Here is an 18,980-nt window from a genome sequence, read left to right as displayed (position 1 = left end):
GCTCCACAACTCAGGAACAACCCGATCGGCATCCCTGTGAATCCGGGCATCGTCCGATGGGGCCACGCGCATAACCGCCAGATGTTCCTGAGTTGTGCGAGGAGGGGTCAGGGGAGGTAGCCGCCGTCCTGGAGCCCGGCCTCGATCTCGAAGCGGTTCTTCAGCGGATCGCGGCCGGCGATGAAGTAGAGCAGCGGGAAGAGCATGCCGTACGTCCGCCACTGCTCCCGGTGCACGGCCTCGTGCACGAGCACCCGCGGCCCGACGTTGCGGTCGGTGAGGTAGCAGCCGCCGACGCAGGAACCGCCGCGGCCGAAGGTCCACTTCGGCATCCCCTGGAAGATCCAGAGCCCGTCGCGCCGCTCGATGCGACCGGTGCTCCACAGCGATCCCCAGACGAAGCCGACGGCCGTGGCCCACCAGTAGCCGACGCGGCTGACGGGCGAGTCGGTGAGGCGCAGCACGACGCGGCGCGGCTCCCGGTCCGGGATGCCGCGGGCACCGCCCGTCATGCCTCGCCCCGCTCGGCCGAGGTGAGCGCGGCGACGAGGCGCAGGATCGTCGGCAGGTCGTCCTCCGCGGCGAGCGGGGAACCGGGGGCGAAGCCCGCGATCGCGGCGCCCGCGATCGGGAAGCGCGCGACGACCGCGCGGAGCGTGGCGGCGAGGGTCGCGGCGTCGACTCCGAACGGCAGCGGGTAGGAGAGCCCGGCGAGCGCGGAGGGGTCGAGCACGTCGAGGTCGAGGTGCACGAACACGCGGCTCGCACCCGTCGCCTCGAGGGCGCCGACCACGACGGTCGGGTCGGAGAGGTCCTCGACGGTGAGCGTCTGCACGCCGTGCTCGTCGATGTAGCGGCGCTCCTCGTCGTCGAAGGCGCGGGCGCCGCCGAGCACGATGCGCTCGGGCGGGACGCGCTGCGACTCGTCGAGCCGGAGACCGTCGGCGCCCTCGCCGGCGATGGCGCGGAGGGTCATGCCGCCGAAGCCGCCCGACGGCGAGCTCTCCGGCGTGTTCAGATCGGGGTGGGCGTCGAGCCAGAGCACCGCGAGCTCGCCGTCGCCGCGGGCCGAAGCGTGCCCCACCGCGGCGAGCGAGGCTCCGCAGTCGCCGCCGATCGTCAGCGCCCAGTCGGGCACCTGCTCGAGCACCGTCGCGGCGGCCTCGCGCACGCGGCGGATCGTGCTGTACCGCTGGATGCCGGTGCCGAGCGCCTCACCGGCCTCGACGGGCACCTCGACCGTGAGCGTCGCGGCGGACGGCAGATCGCCGCGGATCGCCTCGGCTCCGTCGACGTGGCTCATCGCGCGAGCGGAGACGGAACCCTGCCAGAGGGGGACGACGACGAAGGTGGCCGGCATGGTCTCCAGTATCGCCCCTCGACGGGGGATCGGGGGAGAACGGCGGATGCCCCGAGCTTCCGCCCGGGGCATCCGACTGGTGCGCGCGGTTCAGCCGCCGATCGCGCCCTGGCCGCCGCCGGCCTTCAGCGCGGCGAGCCGCGCGTCGACCTCGGTGAGCTCGCCGAGGTCGTCGAGCTCGTTGAACTGGGCGTCGAGGCTCGACGCGGCGATCTCGGCCTGGCCTCGGACGAGCGCCTCTTCGCGGCGGATCTTCTGCTCGAAGCGGCCGAGGTCGCTCGTCGGGTCGAGGATGTCGATCGACTTGACCGCGTCCTGCACCTGGCGCTGCGCCTGGGCGGTCTTCGCCCGGGCGACGAGCTCGTTGCGCTTGTTCTGCAGCTCGACGAGCTTCTGCTTCATGCCGTTCAGGCCGGCCTTCAGCTTGTCGACGACCTCGGTCTGCGCGGCGATCTGCGGCTCGGCGGCCTTCGCCTCGTTCTCGGACGTGATCTGGCGGCTGAGCGCGACCTTCGCGAGGTTGTCGAACTTGTCGGCCCCGGCGGCGTCGCCGGCGCTGCGGAGCTCGTCCGCCTTGCGGCTCGCGGCGAGGGCCTTGTCGCCCCACTCCTTGGCCGCGTCGACGTCTTCGCGGTGGTCGTCCTCGAGCAGGCGCAGGTTGCCGATGGTCTCCGCGATGGCGGCCTCGGCGTCGGCGATGGAGTTCGTGTAGTCGCGCACCATCTGATCGAGCATCTTCTGCGGGTCTTCGGCCTCGTCGAGGAGCGCGTTGATGTTCGCGCGGACGAGCTGCGAGATGCGACCGAAGATGGACTGTTTGACCATGGCGGTTCCTTTCCTGTGGCGGGTCAGCGGATGCCGTCGGCATCCGTCGGGTCGAGCCGGCCGGTGCCGGCGAGCCGGCCGGTGCCGGCGAGTCTGGGGCGGGCTGTCCGGATCAGAATCGGCCTCCGCTCCCGCGGCGGGATCGCGTGCCTGAGCCGCCGAAGCTCCCTGCGGAGCGGCGCCCGGAGCTGCCGCCGCCGAATCCGCCGAATCCGCCGGACGAGCCGGAGGAGCCGGAGCCGCCGCCCCAGCCGCCGCTCGAGCGACGGCCGCCGCCGCCTCCGCCGCCGAGCAGGTTGTCGATGAGGATGCCGCCGAGCACCGCGCCGAAGAGGTCGCCGCCGGAACTGCGGCCGGCCGGGGCCGCGCCGCCGCCGTACCCGGAGCCGTACCCGCCGCCGCCGAAGCCGCCGACGTCGGTGCGGGCGAGCGAGATCGCCTCGTCGGCGAGGCGCTCGGCCTGCTGCGCGGTGGCGAGCGCCGCGACGGGGTCGCTCGCCGCCTGGGTGCCCGCCTCCGAGACGAGCCTGCGGGCCTCGGCGACCCTGGTGCGGGCTTCCGGGCCGATGGCGCCGCGGCGGGCGACGATGTAGTCCTCGGCGGTCTGTGCCTTGGCGGAGGCGGCGGCGAGCGTGCGCTGCAGCTGGGCCGCGGCGCGCTGGACGCGCTCCGCCGCATCGCGCGCGCCGGCGATCGCCTGATCGATGGCGGTGTTCGCCTGGGCGAGCCGCGCCTGCAGGGCGAGCGGGTCGCGGGGGGCGGCGCCAAGGGCGCTGCGGAGCGCGGCGGCCTCGGCAGCGGTCTGCTCGGCGAGCGCGGCGAGCCCGTCGCCCGGCATGCCGCGGGCCGTCTGCACGTCCTGCTCGAGGTCGGCGGCACCCGCGGCGATCGCCGCATCCGCGGCGGCGAGCTCGGCCGCGAGCCGCTCCACGGCCGCCGCGAGCAGCTTCGCCTGGTCGACGGCCTCCTCCGCGGCGCGGATCTCGACGGCGGCCGGGCCCTGCTCGCCCCGGGCGAGGGCGGCCTCGGCCTCGGCCATCGCCTCGCGCGCGAAGTCGAGGCGGGCGCGGGCCTGCGCCGGGTTGTCGGCGATCGCCGCGAGGGCCGGGGCCGCGTACTGCGCCTGCAGCGAGGCGAGCCGGGCCGCCGCGGGCGACGCGTTGGTCTCGACGGCGGCCGCGGTCTGCCGCACCCGGGCGAGCGCCTCCGGGGCGGTGCGTTCGAGCTCGCGCAGGGCGTCGAAGCGTTCGGCCTGCGCGTCGAGCAGCGCGTCGGCCTCGCCGGTCACGCGGATGATCGTCGAGTACCACTCGCGGCGCTGCTCGTCGGTGTCGGGGATCCCGTCGTCGAGCTGCTGCTGGATCGCGAACGCCTCGCGCACCTTGCCCTTCGCGGCGGCGAGGGCCTCGCGGAACGGCGCGGTGGCCTCGTCGCCGTAGGAGGCGACGGCGAAGCCGAGCTCCTCCTCGCTGGTCTTCAGCGCGTCGTCGATCTGCACGAGGGCGCCGCCGGCGGTGCGGCGCAGCTCCTCGAGCGAGGGCGGCGGGGGAGCGCCCGGCGCGGCGGTCCCGGCGCCCCGCCTGCGACGGGAGCGGACGACGAGCACGATCACGACCACGATGCCCGCGACGACGAGGAATGCGAGGAGCCAGCCCCACCAGCCGCCGGCCGCACCGTCGCCGCCGGCGATCGCGTCGGCCGCCGCGGTCGCGGCGCCGGCCCAGTCGCCGGCGCGGAGCCTGGGTTCGACGATCTCGGAGCTGATCCGGTCGAGCTCGGCGTCGGAGAGCGAGGCGCTCTGGTCGGCGGAGAGGTAGTAGGCGCGGCCGTCGACGGCGACGGCGAGGAGGTAGTCCTCGGCGCCCATGTTCGCGCCGACCGCGGTGTCCGCCGCCCACTCGACGGCGGACGACGGGTTCGTGAACTCGTCGACGTAGGCCACATAGAGCTGGCGGCCGCTGCGCTCGCCGGCGTCGACGAGCGCCTGCTCGACGGAGGCGAGCTCATCGCCCAGCACGCCGGCCTGATCGACGACGGGGGAACTGCCGAACGAGACCGGATCCTCCGCGTGCGCGATGCCCGCGGGCAGGGCCACCGCGGTGAGGACGGCGCCGAGCGCCAGCAGCATCGAACCCAGACGTCGCTTCGACATGTACCAGCAGCCCTCCGCCCCGGGACCAGACGCTCCAGAGTCTATGTCCCGCCCCCGAACTGGCGCCACCGGAGGGCGCGGCGCTCAGCGGACGGTCAGCTGCACCGGTTCGGAGACGAGGGGGACGCCGAGTGCGGCACCGGGGGCGGCGAGCGAGACGGCGGCGCTCAGCGCGTAGGAGCCGGGCGCGAGCGCGGGGAGGGCGCCGGGGTCCGTGAGCGCCGCGTCGTCGTCGCAGCGCACGGCGCGCACCGGGGCGGTGAGCTCGATGTGCTCGCCGGGCTCGAGTGCGAGCGGCATCCGCACCGCCTCGAGCCCGCTCGTGTGCCACCGGGTGACCTCGTCGGCGACGGTGAGCGCCGGCCCGGCGAACAGCTCGCCGCGGAACGGGACCTCGCCCGTGTTCGTGAGGGTCACGGTCGCCTGCGCGATGCCGCCGGCGTCGAGCGCCGGGACCGCCGAGATCTCGATCGCGAGCCCGTCGGCGGACGGCGTGTTCGCCGCGGCCGGAGACGTCCCGCACGGGTTCAGCCGGTCGATCGGGCGCAACGCGAGCTCCTCCTGCGGCGGCTCGTCCGCCGGGGCGACGCCCGTCGCGGACGGCGCGGGCGACCCGGCGGCGTCGCCGTCGGCCTCGGTCGAGGCGCTCGCGGGCGCGTCGGCCGTCGTCGACCCCGCGTTCATCACGAGGCCGCCGGAGAGCACGACGCCGCCGATCGCGAGCACCGCGACCGCGCTCGCCGCGCCGCTCAGGATGGCCGTTCGCCGTCGTCGGCGGTCGCGCCGGCTGCGCGAGAGCACCCCCTCGAGGTCGAGCCGGGCGCCGTCGGCGCCCTCGGCATCCGCGTGCAGGGCGCGACGCAGCGCCTCAGGGTCAGGGCGTTCCATCTCCGCCTCCCGTTCCGGCGGCCGGATCGGCCGCGATCATGCTGGAGGAGAGCGCCCGCAGCCCGTCGCTCAGGTAGCGCTTCACGGAGCCCTGGGCGATGCCGAGGACGCGGGCGATCTCCGCGACCGGCAGGTCCTCGTAGTAGCGCAGCACCAGGCACGCCGACTGCCTCGGCGAGAGCGTGCGCAGCCGCTCGGCGAGATCGATCCGCTCGTCCACCGCCTCGGCGGCGGCGACCGTCCGCTCGGGCTCGACGGCGAGGTGCCTGACCCGTCGCCAGGTGTCCCGCCGCCTGGAGCGGTCGATGACGAGGTTCAGGATGGCTCGTCGCACGTAGGCCTCGGCGCGCGGCAGCTCGAGCGAGCGGCGGGGCCGGCCGAAGGTGCGGACGAGCGCGTCCTGCACGAGGTCGGCCGCCTCGTCCCGATCGCCGCAGAGCAGGTAGGCGTAGCGCACCAGGGCGTCGCCGCGTTCGGCGACGAGCCGCTCCGCGACCCGGTCCCATGCGCTCGCCACGTTCGTTCCTCCCGACGGCGGACGATCCGCCGTCACTTGAAGAGACGAGTGAGTCGGCGAATCGGTTGGGGCGGAAACGCGAATGACGCGGGACTCGCGTCCCGCGTCATTCGAACTCGTGCCCCCGGAGGGATTCGAACCCCCGACCTACGGTACCGGAAACCGGCGCTCTATCCCCTGAGCTACGGAGGCGCACAGCTGTCAACAGTAGCACCCCGCGAGGGGCGCGCCGAACGCTCGGCTCAGTGCACGACGAGGCTCGCGACGGTGTCCAGCAGGTCCTCGCGCACCTTCGCGCGCAGGTACGTGCGGCCGCCCCGGAGCACCGGCACGTCGCGCACCTCCGTCGCCACGACCTCCGGGTACCAGCGGCTGATCCGGCGGATCGCCGCCTGCACGACGGCCGCGAGCTCGTCGCCGCCGATCGCCGCGACCGGGCCGGCCAGCACGAGCTGCCGCGGGTCGAGCGTGGCGAGCAGCGGAAGGACGGCGTGCGCCACGCGCTCGCCGAACTCCGCGGTGAAGCGGGCGCGCACCTCGGGTCCGGCGGCGGCGAGCGCGGCGAGGGCCGTCGGGTGGTCGCCGGCGGGCAGCCCCTCGGCCCGGACGAAGCGCTCGACCGCCCGGCCGCCGACGAGGTCCTGCACCGTCTGGGCCTCCGGGTCCATCGCGCGCGCCTCCGCGGAGAGGGGGAGGAAGCCGATCTCGCCGGCCCCGCCGAAGCTGCCGCGGTGCAGGTCGCCGGCCACGTCGAAGGAGGCGCCGACGCCGTTGCCGAGCCAGACGAGCGCGAACACCTCGCCGTCGACCCCGGCGCCCGAGTCGCGCTCCGCGACGGCGGCGAGGTTCACGTCGTTCTCGATGAACACCGTGCGGCCGAGCGCCGCCTCGAGCGTCTGCCGCACGCGCAGCACCGGCCAGCCGGGCAGCGTCTCGGTGAACAGCTCGCCCTCCTCGCCGGGGTCGACGTAGCCGGCGGTGCCGATCACGACCGTGTGCACCGCTTCGGCGTCGGTGCCGGCCGCCGCGCTCGCGTCGGCGATGGCGCGGCGGATCTCCGCGACCGCGTCGCGGTCGGCGGCCGCGGCGGGCAGGGCGAAGCGGGCGACCGGATGCTCCGTGCCGACCGCGTCGACGACGGTCGCCCGGAGTTCGGCGGCGTCGAGGTCGACGGCCACGCCGAGCGGGCGGTCGATGCGCGCCGCGTACAGCGCGGCGTTCCGGCCGGGGGAGCCCGCGACGGTGCCGCGCTCCTCGATGACGCCTGCGGCGAGCAGCCGGGTCATCATCAGCGACGCCGTGGGCTTGGAGACGCCGACGATCTCGCAGATCCGGTTGCGGGTGAGCGGGCCGTGGTCGAGCAGCGCCGAGAGTCCGACCCGGTCGTTGACCGCGCCGAGCCACGATGGCGTGCCCTTGGCGGATCGCGCAGCCATCCTCGCTCCTTCCCGTTCCGCCTGGCCGTGGCCCGGCGTCACGCCGGCAGGTTCGACAGCACCGCCTCGACGAGCTGCTGGGCGTCGCCCGGCTCGAAGAGCGCGTTCGAGTCGATGACGATCCAGTAGCCGCTCTCGGTGAAGATCTGCGCCTCGCCCGAGTCGCCGGACTGGCGGAAGTACCCCTCGACCGCCGGCGGCGTGCCGTACGTGGGCACCGCGCTCGAGCCGGACGCCGCCTGGTTGCGGGCGGCGTCGAGCGCCGGGCCGGCGGGCGTCGCGACGCCGAGCTGGATGACCTCGCCGCTCGTCTGGTTGAGCCAGCCGCAGGCGGTGCCGCCCGCCGCGACCGTGGCCGAGACGTCGGTGGAGCTCGGCTCGAAGCCCTCTTCGAGGCCGAAGTTGGCGTTGAACTCGTAGATCTGATCGGGGGTGATCAGGGTGTCGCAGTCGGCGCTGAACGGTGTCGACGTGGGCTCCGGAGTGGCGCTCGGCGTCTCGCTCGGCGCGGGCGCGGAGCTCGAGGGCGACGGCGACCCGCTCGGCGTCGAGCTCGGGGTCGGCGACTCGGCCGCGCAGCCCGCGAAGGCGGCGGTCGCCGCGACTGTGACGAGGAACGCCGCCACGGCCTTGGCGGACCGGACGGCGGGGGAGCGGTGCATGCGCGACATGGGAGGAACCCTATCAATCGCGAACGATAGGATTCGTGCGTGACTCCAGCCGATCTTTCGCATGCCCTGTCCGACCTCGTCGCCGCCCTCGTGGAGCGACGTCGCGCGGCGGGCGCGGAGCTCGAGCTGAGCGTCACCCCCGAGCAGATCGTGCTCGAGCGGCCGAAGCTGCGCGAGCACGGCGACTGGGCCTCGAGCGTGGCGCTGCGCATCGCGAAGCCGCTCGGCGCGAACCCGCGCGAGATCGCCGAGGAGCTCGCTTCCGGCCTCGCCGAGCTCGACGGCGTGGCGAGCGCCGAGGTCGCCGGTCCCGGCTTCATCAACATCCGCCTCGACGCGGCGGCGGCCGGCGCACTCGCGAAGACGATCGTCGACGCGGGCGCCGACTACGGGCACGGCACCACCCAGGCGGGCCGAGTGATCAACATGGAGTTCGTCTCGGCGAACCCCACCGGCCCCCTGCACATCGGCCACACCCGCTGGGCGGCGCTCGGCGACTCGATCAGCCGGGTGCTGCGCGCCGCGGGCGCCGAGGTCGCGAACGAGTACTACATCAACGACGCCGGCAACCAGATGGACAACTTCGGCGCCTCGGTGCTCGCGGCGGCGAAGGGCGAGCCGACGCCGGAGGGCGGCTACCCCGGCCAGTACATCGCCGACCTCGCGAAGGTCGTGCTCGAGCGCGAGCCGAAGCTCGGCGAGCTCGACGACGCGACCGCGCTGCACACCGCCCGCGAGATCGCCTACGAGCACCAACTGGCCGAGATCCAGGCCTCGCTCGACCGCTTCAACGTGCACTTCGACGTGTGGACGAGCGAGCGCCGGCTGCACCAGAAGGACGAGCACGGCGTCTCGGCGATCGACGCGGCGCTGGAGCGACTGCGCGCCCAGGGTCACGTCTACGAGGCCGACGACGCGATCTGGGTGAAGACGACCGACTTCGGCGACGACAAGGACCGCGTGTTCTGCCGCTCGAACGGCGTGCCCACCTACTTCGCCGCCGACGCGGCGTACTACCTCGACAAGGGCGACCGCGGCTTCGAGCACAAGATGTACCTGCTCGGCGCCGACCACCACGGCTACGTGCACCGGCTGAAGGCCGTCGCGGGCGCCGCGGGCGAGGACCCCGAGCGCGACATCGAGATCCTCATCGGCCAGCTCGTCTCGGTCAACGGCGCCCGGCTGTCCAAGCGCGCCGGCAACATCATCGAGCTCGACGACCTGCAGGCCTGGCTCGGCACCGACGCGCTCCGGTACACCCTCGCGCGCTACCCGGCCGACTCGCCGATCGCGATCGACCCGGAGGTGCTGAAGCGGCGCACCAACGACAATCCCGTCTTCTACGTGCAGTACGCGCACGCCCGCACCGCGGCCGTCGCCCGGAACGCGGCCGCCTCCGGCGTCGACCGTTCGGAGTTCGCCCCGGAGCTGCTCGAGCACGAGACGGAGTCGGCCCTGCTCGGCGCCCTGCAGGAGTTCCCGCGCGTCGTGGCGCAGGCGGCGGAGCTGCGCGAGCCGCACCGCGTCGCCCGCTATCTCGAGGAACTCGCCGGGCTCTACCACCGCTGGTACGACAACTGCCGCGTGCTGCCGCTCGGCGAGGAGCCGGTCGGCCCGCTGCACCGCACCCGGCTCTGGCTGAACGACGCCTCCGGCCAGGTGCTCCGCAACGGCCTCGACCTCCTCGGCGTCTCGGCGCCCGAGCGGATGTGACGGAGGCGCGATGAGCGAGGCCGCGACCGTGCCGATCGACCCGGCTCCCGGTGCCCGGGGGCCGAAGCCGAAGCGGCGCGGGCTGCGCGCCCTCGTCATCGTGCTCGTCGTCGTCGTCGTGCTCGGCGTGGCCGCGGTCGTCGCCGACGGCATCGCCCGCGGCATCGCGCAGCAGCAGGTGGCGGCCAAGATCCAGCAGAAGCTGCCCGAGGACGTGCAGGGCGACGTCGACGTCCGCATCGGCGGCTTCTCCGTCATCGCCCAGTACCTCTCCGGTCGGATGGACGAGGTCGAGCTCTCCGCACCCGAACTCGAGGTGCGCGGTGCGCCCGTGGCCGTCGATGTCACGCTGCACGGCGTGCCCGTCGACCTCGCGGAGCCGGTCGGTCGGCTCTCCGCCCGCGTCACGATCGAGCAGGACGCGCTGAACGCCCTCATCGCCGAAGCCGGCACCGCGGCGGCGGTGGGCACGGTCGAGCTCGGCGAGGGCACGGTCGGCTACGCCGGACAGGCCGAGCTGCTCGGCCTCACCGTCGACTACACGGCGAGCGCGCGCCCGGAGGCGGCCGGCGACGAGGTGCTGCTCACCCCCGTCGACGTCTCGGTGGGCGCCCTCGGCGGCAGCATCGACGTGTCGGGCCTCGTCGAGCGGCTGCTCGGCGAGGAGCCGGTCGCCGTGTGCGTCGCGCAGTACCTGCCCGAGGGGCTCCGGGCGGAGCGCGTGCAGGTCGAGCCCGGCACCGCGACGGCGTGGCTCGGGGCGGAGCGCTTCACGCTCGACGGCGCGAGCCTGTCGACGACCGGCAGCTGCGACTGACCCGACGTTTCGGGGCGTCGTCATGAATTTCAGCGGCTCCGGCTCCGTCGATAGACTCGCGATGATCCGCCGAGGCGGATGACGCCGACTGGCTTCAGGGACCAATCCGGGTTCGCTCGCCGCGCAGCACCCCCAGCTCCCGCATCCCGTGAGGTTCGTACGTGGCAGGACACGCAGCAGACCGCCGCACCCTCGAGGTGCCCGCCGACCCGAACGCGCTCGTCGAGGGCGTCTGGCCCGCGAGCGCGACCCGTGACGAGGCCGGCCGACTCGTCGTCGGCGGCGTCGACGCGGAGAGCCTCGCGGCCAGGTTCGGCACCCCGCTCTACGTGCTCGACGAGGGCGACGTTCGCGCCAGAGCCGCCCGCACCCGCACCGCGTTCGAGGCGGCAGCGCGCCGCATCGGCACCGAGGCGACCGTCTACTACGCGGGCAAGGCGTTCCTCTCCACGGCGATCGTCCGCTGGGTGACCGAGTCGGGTCTCGCCGTCGACGTGTGCTCGGGCGGTGAGCTCGCCGTCGCGCTCGCCGGGGGCGCCGAGCCCGCGCGCCTGGGCTTCCACGGCAACAACAAGTCGGAGGCGGAGATCGCCGCCGCGGTCGAGGCCGGCGTCGGCGCCCTCATCATCGACAGCGAGATCGAGATCGAGCGGGTCGCCCGGGCTGCTGCGGCCGCCGGCCGCGTGCAGCGCGTGCGCCTCCGCGTGAACAGCGGCGTGCACGCGTCGACGCACGAGTTCCTCGCCACCGCGCACGAGGACCAGAAGTTCGGCGTGACGCTCGGCCGCGCCGTGGAGCTCGGCGAACGCATCCGCTCGCACCCCTCGCTCGAGTTCCTGGGGCTGCACTGCCACATCGGCTCGCAGATCTTCGACGCGGCCGGCTTCGCCGAGTCGGCGGCGCGGCTCCTCGCCGAGCACGCCGCGCTGCTGGCCACCGGCCCGGTGCCCGAGCTGAACCTCGGCGGCGGCTTCGGCATCGCCTACACCGCGGCCGACGATCCGGCGCCCATCGAGCGCATCGCCGACGGCATCGCCGACGCGGTGGCCGAGGGCTGCCGCGCCCTCGGCATCCCCGTCCCGAAGCTCGCCTTCGAGCCCGGCCGCACGATCGTGGGCCCAGCGGGCGTCACGCTCTACCGCGTCGGCACGGTGAAGCCCGTGCCGACCGAGGAGGGCTGGCGGCACTACGTCTCCGTCGACGGCGGCATGAGCGACAACGCGCGCTTCGCGCTGTACGGGGCCGACTACTCGGCCCGGCTGGCCTCCCGCAGCTCGGCGGAGCCCGCCGCGCTCGTCCGCATCGCGGGCAAGCACTGCGAGGCCGGCGACATCGTGGTCGACCGCGAGTACCTGCCGCACGACGTGGGCCCGGGCGACCTCGTCGCCGTCGCCGCGACGGGCGCGTACTGCTGGTCGCTCTCGAGCAACTACAACCACGTGCCCCGCCCGGCCGTCGTCGCCGTGGACCGGGGCGCCGTGCGGGTCATCGTCCGCGGCGAGACCATCGCCGATCTCCTCGCCCGCGACGTCGGGCACGACGCATCCGGAACCTCGGACGCCGTCTCCACCCCAGCCGAAGGGACCTCAGAATGATCGAGTACCGCTCCATCCGCGTCGCACTCCTGGGCGCCGGGTCGGTCGGATCGCAGGTCGCGAGGCTCCTCCTCGAGCACGGCGACGAGCTGGCCCAGCGCATCGGCGCGCGGCTCGAGCTCGTCGGCGTCGCGGTCCGCGACGTCGACGCCCGCCGCGATGTCGAACTGCCCCGGGAGCTCCTCACGACCGACGCGGAGACGCTCATCCTCGGCGCCGACGTCGTCATCGAGCTGATGGGCGGCATCGAGCCGGCGCGCACGCTCGTGCTGCAGGCGATCGGTTCCGGCGCCGACGTCGTGACGGGCAACAAGGCGCTCATCGCCGCGCACGGCCCGGAGCTCTTCGCCGCGGCCGAGCAGGTCGGCGCGCAGCTCTCCTACGAGGCCGCGGTCGGCGGGGCGATCCCGATCATCCGCCCGCTGCGCGACTCGCTCGCCGGCGACCGGGTCGAGCGCATCCTCGGCATCGTGAACGGCACCACGAACTTCATCCTCGACCGCATGGACACGACGGGCGCCTCCCTGGAGGACGCGCTCGCGACCGCGACCGAGCTCGGCTACGCCGAGGCCGACCCGACCGCCGACATCGGCGGCTACGACGCGGCGCAGAAGGCCGCGATCCTCGCGAGCCTCGCGTTCCACACGAACGTCCCGATCGAGGACGTGCACCGCGAGGGCATCACGCAGGTGAGCGCGGAGCAGGTCGAGTCCGCGCGGAAGGCCGGCTACGTGGTCAAGCTGCTCGCGATCTGCGAGCGGATCGCGGATGCCGCGAGCGGCGAGGAGGGCGTCTCGGCCCGCGTCTACCCGGCGCTCGTGCCCCGCAGCCACCCGCTCGCCGCCGTGCACGGCGCGAACAACGCGGTCTTCGTCGAGGCCGCCGCCGCCGGCCCGCTGATGTTCTACGGCGCCGGCGCCGGCGGCGTGCAGACGGCGTCGGCCGTGCTCGGGGACCTCGTCGCGATTGCCCGCCGGCACGTCATCGGCGGCCCGGGCACCGCGGAGTCGACGCACGCCGCCCTGCCGGTGCTGCCGATCGACCGCATCACGACCCGCTACGCCATCACGCTCGAGGTCGCCGACGAGCCGGGCGTGCTCGCCACCATCGCGCACGTCTTCGCCGACCACGGGGTCTCGGTCGAGCAGCTCGAGCAGACCGTGGACGAGGTCTCCGGCCGGGCTACGCTGGTCATCGGCACGCACGAGGCCAGTGAGGGCGCCCTCGCCCAGACCGTCGCCGCACTCGCGGCGAGCCCGGTCGTCGTGTCCGTCGCGTCCGTCCTCCGAGTCGAAGGAGCCCAGTGAACCAGCCCACCCCCAAGCCGGGCTCGCGCCAGTGGCGCGGCGTCATCCGCGAGTACGCCTCGAGGCTCGACGTCACCGACGCCACCCCCATCGTCACGCTCGGCGAGGGCGGCACGCCGCTGCTGCCGGCCCCCGCGCTCGGCCGCCGCACCGGCGCCGACGTCTGGGTGAAGTTCGAGGGCATGAACCCGACCGGCTCGTTCAAGGACCGCGGCATGACCATGGCCGTCACGAAGGCCGTCGAGCGCGGCGCCGAGGTCGTCATCTGCGCCTCGACGGGCAACACCTCGGCCTCGGCGGCCGCCTACGCGGCGCACGCCGGCATCACGGCGGCGGTGCTCGTGCCCGAGGGCAAGGTCGCGATGGGCAAGCTCAGCCAGGCCGTCGCGCACGGCGCCCGCATCATTCAGCTGCAGGGCACCTTCGACGACTGCCTCGACATCGCCCGCGAGCTGGCCGACGTGCACCCGGTCCACCTCGTCAACTCGGTGAACAACGACCGCATCGAGGGGCAGAAGACGGCGGCCTTCGAGGTCGTCGAGGTGCTCGGCGATGCGCCCGACTTCCACTTCGTGCCGGTCGGCAACGCCGGCAATTACACGGCGTACACGCGCGGGTACCGCGAGGACATCCAGGCGGGCAACGCGACGCGGATGCCTCGCATGTTCGGCTTCCAGGCGGCGGGATCGGCTCCGATCGTCCGCGGCGAGCCCGTGCGCGACCCCGAGACGATCGCGAGCGCCATCCGCATCGGCAACCCCGCCTCGTGGGAGCTCGCGCTCTCCGCGCGGGACGAGACCGACGGCTACTTCGGCGCGATCGCCGACGAGCGCATCCTCGAGGCGCAGCGCATCCTCTCGGCCGAGGTCGGCATCTTCGTCGAGCCCGCCTCGGCGATCTCCGTCGCCGGACTGCTCGAGCGCGCCGAGGCCGGGCAGGTGCCGGCTGGTGCGCGCGTCGTGCTCACGGTCACCGGCCACGGGCTGAAGGATCCGCAGTGGGCGGTCCGCCGCGCCGACGGCACGGAGGAGCAGCCGGTCGTCGTCCCCGTCGACACGGCCCAGGTCGCCTCGCTGCTGGGGCTCGGCGCGTGAGCGGCGGGATGGCCGGCGCGATGCCGGAGCAAGAGCTCGCACAGGCCCCCGGCCTCGTGGGACGCTCGATCGTCGTGAAGGTGCCCGCCACCTCGGCGAACCTCGGCCCCGGCTTCGACACGCTCGGGCTCGCGCTCGCGCAGTACGACGAGCTCGAGGTCAGCGTGATCGAGGCCGGCCTCGAGATCGAGGTGCACGGCGTCGGTGCCGGCGAGGTGCCGCTCGACGACTCGCACCTCGTCGTGCGCGCGGCGGCGCACAGCTTCGCCCGCGCGGGCTACGCCCTGCCGCCGATCCGGCTCGTGGCGCGCAACACGATCCCGCACGGCCGAGGGCTCGGCTCCTCGGGTGCGGCGATCGTCGCCGGCGTGATGATCGCGAAGGGCCTGCTCGAGGGCGTCGTCGAGTTCGACGCCGACCGCCTGCTCGAGCTCGCGACCGAGCTCGAGGGCCACCCCGACAACGTCGCCCCCGCGCTCTTCGGCGGGCTCACGATCGCGTGGACGACGCCGGAGGGACCGCGCCACAAGAAGCTCATCGTGCACCGCGGCGTCTCGCCGCTCGTGCTCGTGCCCGAGCACGAGATGTCGACGGCGCTCGCCCGTTCGCTGCAGCCCGAGCAAGTGCCGCACGAGGACGCGGTGTTCAACGTCTCGCGTTCGGCGCTGCTCGTCGCCGCGCTGATCCAGAGCCCCGAGCTGCTGCTCGCGGCGACGGAGGACAAGCTGCACCAGAACTACCGGGCGCAGGCGATGCCCGAGACCGACGCCCTCATCCGGGCGCTCCGCGCCGCGGGGCATCCGGCCGTCGTCTCGGGCGCCGGGCCCTCGATCCTCGTCCTCGCGAGCGACCCGGCCGAGCGTGCGGAGGCCGCGGCGCTCGTCGCCGAGCGCTCGGAGACGGCCTGGCAGGCCCTGCCGCTCGCCGTCGACTTCAAGGGCGCGACCGTCCAGGCGGGCTGACCCGGCGCGCCGGCGGACGCTTCCGTACGGATTGGCGCGTCGCGGTTCGTCCCCGGGCGGGGTCGGGTGCTAGACTCGACCCCGCACCCGACGACCGACACGCGGTTCGCGTCCGTCGCCGCATGGTGCGATTCCCGGCAATTCATTGCTCTCGCTCTTGCGCAGATCTGCGCCTCCGCGCGCATCGATCGCCCGCTGTCGAGCGACCAGCCCTTCCGAGCCCGCGAATCTCGCGGCCGGGGGAAAGGAACATACCCCAGTGACCAACGGAACCGACCGCGTCCAGAACGCGGCCAGCACCGCAGAACTCAAGAGCCTCAAGGTGGCCGAGCTCGTCGAGCTCGCCGGCTCCCTCGGCATCGCCGGCGCCTCGAAGCGCCGCAAGGGCGAGCTGATCGAGCTCATCGAGGCCCAGCAGGCAGCCGGCAACGTCGAGCTCGACGTGCCGACCGTCGAGGCCGACGCGCCCGCCCCTGCCGAGGCGGCACCCGCCGTCGCGACCGAGGCGCCCGCCGACGAGGCCCCGGCAACCGAGGCATCCGCTGCGTCCGAGGCGCCGGCCGTTGAGGCGCCGGCCGTCGAAGCATCTGTCCCGGCCGAGGCGCCCGTCGCCGAGGCGCCGGCGCAGACCGAGGCGCCCGCGCGTCGCGGCCGCCAGTCGCGTCGCGTGACGAGCAGCGGCACCGCCGCCGTGCAGCACGTGAACGGCGGCGGCTCCGGCGTTCCGCTCGTCCCCGGCGACGACGAGGCCGCCCGTGAGGCCGCCCGCGCCGCCGTGCGCGAGGAGCTCGCGGCCGCCACCGGCGAGGCCGGCCAGCGTCCGGCCGCCGCCGAGGGCGAGTCGGGCGAGACGCCCGAGCCCCGGCAGGGCCGTCGTCGCGGCCGCCGCGGCGGCGAGCGCAACGCCGACGACAAGCAGCAGAACGGCCGCGGCGAGTCGCAGGCCGACGGCGAGAAGTCGCAGGGCGGTCGCAACGGCGACGCCCGCAACGAGCGCAAGAACGACGGCGAGCGCAAGAACGACGGCGAGCGCAAGAACGACGGCGAGCGCAGGAACGACAAGAACGACGGCGACAAGACCGCCGACGGCGAGAAGCAGGGCCAGGGCCGCGACAAGCAGGGCCAGCAGGGCGGCCAGCAGACCCAGCAGCAGGACGGCGAGGGCGGCCGTCGCAGCCGCTACCGCGACCGCAAGCGCCGCGGCCAGGGCGGCCAGGGTGACGAGGTCGAGCCCGAGATCCTCGACGACGACGTGCTCATCCCCGTCGCCGGCATCCTCGACGTGCTCGACAACTACGCCTTCGTGCGCACCACGGGCTACCTGCCCGGCCCGAGCGACGTCTACGTCTCGCTCGGACAGGTGAAGAAGTACCACCTGCGCAAGGGCGACGCCGTGGTCGGCGCCATCAAGCAGCCGCGCGAGGGCGAGGGCAGCAGCCGCCAGAAGTACAACGCGCTCGTGAAGGTCGACTCGATCAACGGCCAGACCGCGGAGGAGGCGGCGGCCCGCGTCGACTTCCAGAAGCTCACGCCGCTGTACCCGCAGGACCGCCTGCGCCTCGAGACCGAGCCGACGAAGCTCACCCAGCGCATCATCGACCTCGTCGCCCCGATCGGCAAGGGCCAGCGCGGCCTCATCGTCGCGCCGCCGAAGGCCGGCAAGACGATCGTCCTGCAGCAGATCGCGAACGCGATCTCGCAGAACAACCCCGAGGTCCACCTCATGGTCGTGCTCGTCGACGAGCGCCCCGAAGAGGTCACCGACATGGAGCGCACGGTGAAGGGCGAGGTCATCGCCTCGACCTTCGACCGTCCCGCCGAGGACCACACCACCGTCGCCGAGCTCGCCATCGAGCGCGCCAAGCGCCTGGTGGAGCTCGGCCACGACGTCGTCGTGCTGCTCGACTCGATCACCCGTCTCGGCCGCGCGTACAACCTCGCCGCGCCGACCTCGGGCCGCGTGCTCTCCGGCGGCGTCGACGCCTCGGCGCTGTACCCGCCGAAGCGCTTCTTCGGCGCCGCGCGCAACATCGAGAACGGCGGCTCGCTCACCATCCTCGCCACCGCGCTCGTCGAGACCGGGTCGAAGATGGACGAGGTCATCTTCGAGGAGTTCAAGGGCACCGGCAACAGCGAGCTGCGCCTCAGCCGCCAGCTCGCCGACAAGCGCATCTTCCCGGCGGTCGACGTGAACGCGTCGTCGACCCGTCGCGAGGAGATGCTGCTCAGCCCCGACGAGGTGAAGATCACCTGGAAGCTCCGTCGCGCGCTCGCCGGCCTCGAGCCGCAGCAGGCGCTCGAGGCCGTCCTCGGGCGGCTCAAGGAGACCCAGTCGAACACCGAGTTCCTGCTCCTCATGCAGAAGTCGGCACCGGTCGGCGGGCACTCGAACGAGTCCGACCACCGCTGATCCGCCGATGTTCGAAACCGTCCGACCGCTGATCGCCGAGCACGGCGAGCTCCAGCAGGAGCTCGCCGACCCGGCGCTGCACGCCGACCCCGCTCGCGCGAAGAAGGCGAACCGGCGGTACGCGGAGCTCTCGAAGATCGTCGCCGCACACGGCGCCTGGGTGCAGGCCGGCGACGATCTCGAGGCCGCCCGCGAGCTGGCGAAAGAGGACGAGGCGTTCGCCGAGGAGGTGCCCGCGCTCGAGGCATCCCTCGCCGAGGCGCAGGAGAAGCTGCGGCGGCTGCTGATCCCGCGCGACCCCGACGACGGCCGCGACGTGATCATGGAGATCAAGGGCGGCGAGGGCGGTGCCGAGAGCGCGCTGTTCGCCGCCGACCTGCTGCGCATGTACATCCAGTACGCGCAGTCCAAGGGGTGGAAGACCGAGCTGCTCGAGCGCAACGAGTCCGACCTCGGCGGCTACAAGGACGTGCAGCTCGCGATCAAGTCGAACGCGAGCGATCCCTCGCAGGGCGTGTGGGCGCACCTCAAGTACGAGGGCGGCGTGCACCGCGTGCAGCGCGTCCCCGTGACCGAGACGCAGGGGCGCATCCACACCTCGACGACGGGCGTGCTCGTCTTCCCCGAGGTCGACGAGCCCGAGGAGGTCGACCTCAACCAGAACGACCTCAAGATCGACGTCTACCGATCGAGCGGCCCCGGTGGCCAGTCGGTCAACACGACCGACTCCGCCGTGCGCATCACGCACCTGCCGACCGGCATCGTCGTCTCGATGCAGAACGAGAAGTCGCAGCTGCAGAACCGCGAGGCGGCCATGCGCGTGCTGCGGGCACGGCTCCTCGCCCGGCAGCAGGAGGAGCTCGCCGCGGCGGCCTCCGACGCCCGCCGCTCGCAGATCCGCTCGATGGACCGGTCCGAGCGCATCCGCACGTACAACTTCCCCGAGAACCGCATCGCGGATCACCGCACCGGCTACAAGGCGTACAACCTCGATCAGGTGATGAACGGTGCGCTCGACCCCATCATCGAGTCGGCGATCCGCGCCGACGAGGAGTCGCAGCTGGCCGCCTCCGGCGACGACTGAGCCGCCCGGGCAGGGCTCCGGCGCCTGACGGACGCTGCCCGGTCTGCGGCTGACTACGCGGGCCCTGACGCAGCGCGCGCGCCACTTCGTGCTCGTCGCGCCACTCGGAGTGGCGCGTGGCGAGCGAAGTGGCGCGGATGCCTCGGGTC

16 protein-coding genes and 1 tRNA gene are annotated in these 18,980 nt (G+C 73.8%); 8 read left to right on the top strand and 9 right to left on the bottom strand.

Annotated features, from left to right (window positions below; all coding sequences use genetic code 11):
- Positions 1–107: 107 nt before the first annotated feature.
- The 9 genes from MTP13_RS16770 to MTP13_RS16725 form a co-directional block, all read right to left on the bottom strand.
- Positions 108–512 (bottom strand): Fe-S oxidoreductase, encoded by a 405-nt coding sequence (locus tag MTP13_RS16770; protein ID WP_243568787.1) that lies wholly within the window; start codon positions 510–512, stop codon positions 108–110.
- Entirely contained in the window at positions 509–1,360 is an 852-nt protein-coding gene (locus tag MTP13_RS16765) for an arginase family protein (protein ID WP_243568786.1), read from the bottom strand. Before MTP13_RS16765 ends, MTP13_RS16770 begins: the two co-directional genes overlap by 4 nt.
- 90 nt (positions 1,361–1,450) lie before the next feature.
- On the bottom strand, positions 1,451–2,185 hold the full coding sequence (locus MTP13_RS16760) for a PspA/IM30 family protein (protein WP_243568785.1): 735 nt from the start codon (positions 2,183–2,185) through the stop codon (positions 1,451–1,453).
- A gap of 112 nt (positions 2,186–2,297) precedes the next feature.
- Entirely contained in the window at positions 2,298–4,337 is a 2,040-nt protein-coding gene (locus MTP13_RS18245; protein ID WP_279399744.1) for a TPM domain-containing protein, read from the bottom strand.
- An 84-nt stretch (positions 4,338–4,421) separates the two neighbouring features.
- Positions 4,422–5,225: a hypothetical protein gene (locus tag MTP13_RS16745; protein WP_243568784.1), complete on the bottom strand. Its 804-nt coding sequence runs from the start codon at positions 5,223–5,225 to the stop codon at positions 4,422–4,424.
- Positions 5,212–5,742 (bottom strand): sigma-70 family RNA polymerase sigma factor, encoded by a 531-nt coding sequence (locus tag MTP13_RS16740; protein WP_243568783.1) that lies wholly within the window; start codon positions 5,740–5,742, stop codon positions 5,212–5,214. Before MTP13_RS16740 ends, MTP13_RS16745 begins: the two co-directional genes overlap by 14 nt.
- A gap of 119 nt (positions 5,743–5,861) precedes the next feature.
- Positions 5,862–5,934, bottom strand: a tRNA-Arg gene (locus MTP13_RS16735).
- 50 nt (positions 5,935–5,984) lie between these two features.
- Entirely contained in the window at positions 5,985–7,178 is a 1,194-nt protein-coding gene (locus MTP13_RS16730) for an ROK family transcriptional regulator (RefSeq protein ID WP_243568782.1), read from the bottom strand.
- Between the two features lie 38 nt (positions 7,179–7,216).
- Positions 7,217–7,849, bottom strand: coding sequence for a DUF3558 family protein (locus tag MTP13_RS16725; RefSeq protein WP_243568781.1), 633 nt, complete (start codon positions 7,847–7,849; stop codon positions 7,217–7,219).
- A 39-nt stretch (positions 7,850–7,888) separates the two neighbouring features.
- Between MTP13_RS16725 and MTP13_RS16720 the strand changes: the two genes are divergently transcribed.
- The 8 genes from MTP13_RS16720 to prfA all read left to right on the top strand — a co-directional run bounded on the left by MTP13_RS16720 (position 7,889) and on the right by prfA (position 18,831).
- On the top strand, positions 7,889–9,562 hold the full coding sequence (locus MTP13_RS16720) for an arginine--tRNA ligase (RefSeq protein ID WP_243568780.1): 1,674 nt from the start codon (positions 7,889–7,891) through the stop codon (positions 9,560–9,562).
- A 10-nt stretch (positions 9,563–9,572) separates the two neighbouring features.
- Positions 9,573–10,379, top strand: coding sequence for an LmeA family phospholipid-binding protein (locus MTP13_RS16715; RefSeq protein WP_243568779.1), 807 nt, complete (start codon positions 9,573–9,575; stop codon positions 10,377–10,379).
- 161 nt (positions 10,380–10,540) lie between these two features.
- Positions 10,541–11,974, top strand: a complete 1,434-nt coding sequence (gene lysA, locus MTP13_RS16710) for a diaminopimelate decarboxylase (protein WP_243568778.1) — start codon at positions 10,541–10,543, stop codon at positions 11,972–11,974.
- On the top strand, positions 11,971–13,281 hold the full coding sequence (locus tag MTP13_RS16705; RefSeq protein WP_243568777.1) for a homoserine dehydrogenase: 1,311 nt from the start codon (positions 11,971–11,973) through the stop codon (positions 13,279–13,281). Before lysA ends, MTP13_RS16705 begins: the two co-directional genes overlap by 4 nt.
- A complete protein-coding gene (gene thrC / locus MTP13_RS16700; RefSeq protein ID WP_243568776.1) occupies positions 13,278–14,375 on the top strand; it encodes a threonine synthase in 1,098 nt (365 codons plus the stop codon). Before MTP13_RS16705 ends, thrC begins: the two co-directional genes overlap by 4 nt.
- A gap of 20 nt (positions 14,376–14,395) precedes the next feature.
- Positions 14,396–15,337, top strand: coding sequence for a homoserine kinase (thrB, locus tag MTP13_RS16695; protein ID WP_243570876.1), 942 nt, complete (start codon positions 14,396–14,398; stop codon positions 15,335–15,337).
- A gap of 259 nt (positions 15,338–15,596) precedes the next feature.
- Positions 15,597–17,747 carry a transcription termination factor Rho gene (rho, locus tag MTP13_RS16690; protein ID WP_243568775.1) on the top strand — a complete coding sequence of 717 codons (2,151 nt, stop codon included), beginning with the start codon at positions 15,597–15,599 and terminating at the stop codon, positions 17,745–17,747.
- Between the two features lie 7 nt (positions 17,748–17,754).
- Positions 17,755–18,831, top strand: coding sequence for a peptide chain release factor 1 (prfA, locus tag MTP13_RS16685; RefSeq protein WP_243568774.1), 1,077 nt, complete (start codon positions 17,755–17,757; stop codon positions 18,829–18,831).
- Positions 18,832–18,980: the final 149 nt, after the last annotated feature.

Source organism: Agromyces soli (assembly GCF_022811605.1).
GTDB classification, from domain to species: domain Bacteria; phylum Actinomycetota; class Actinomycetes; order Actinomycetales; family Microbacteriaceae; genus Agromyces; species Agromyces soli.
The sequence above is the reverse complement of the archived record's forward strand: the minus strand, read 5'-3'. Positions and strand labels throughout refer to the sequence as shown.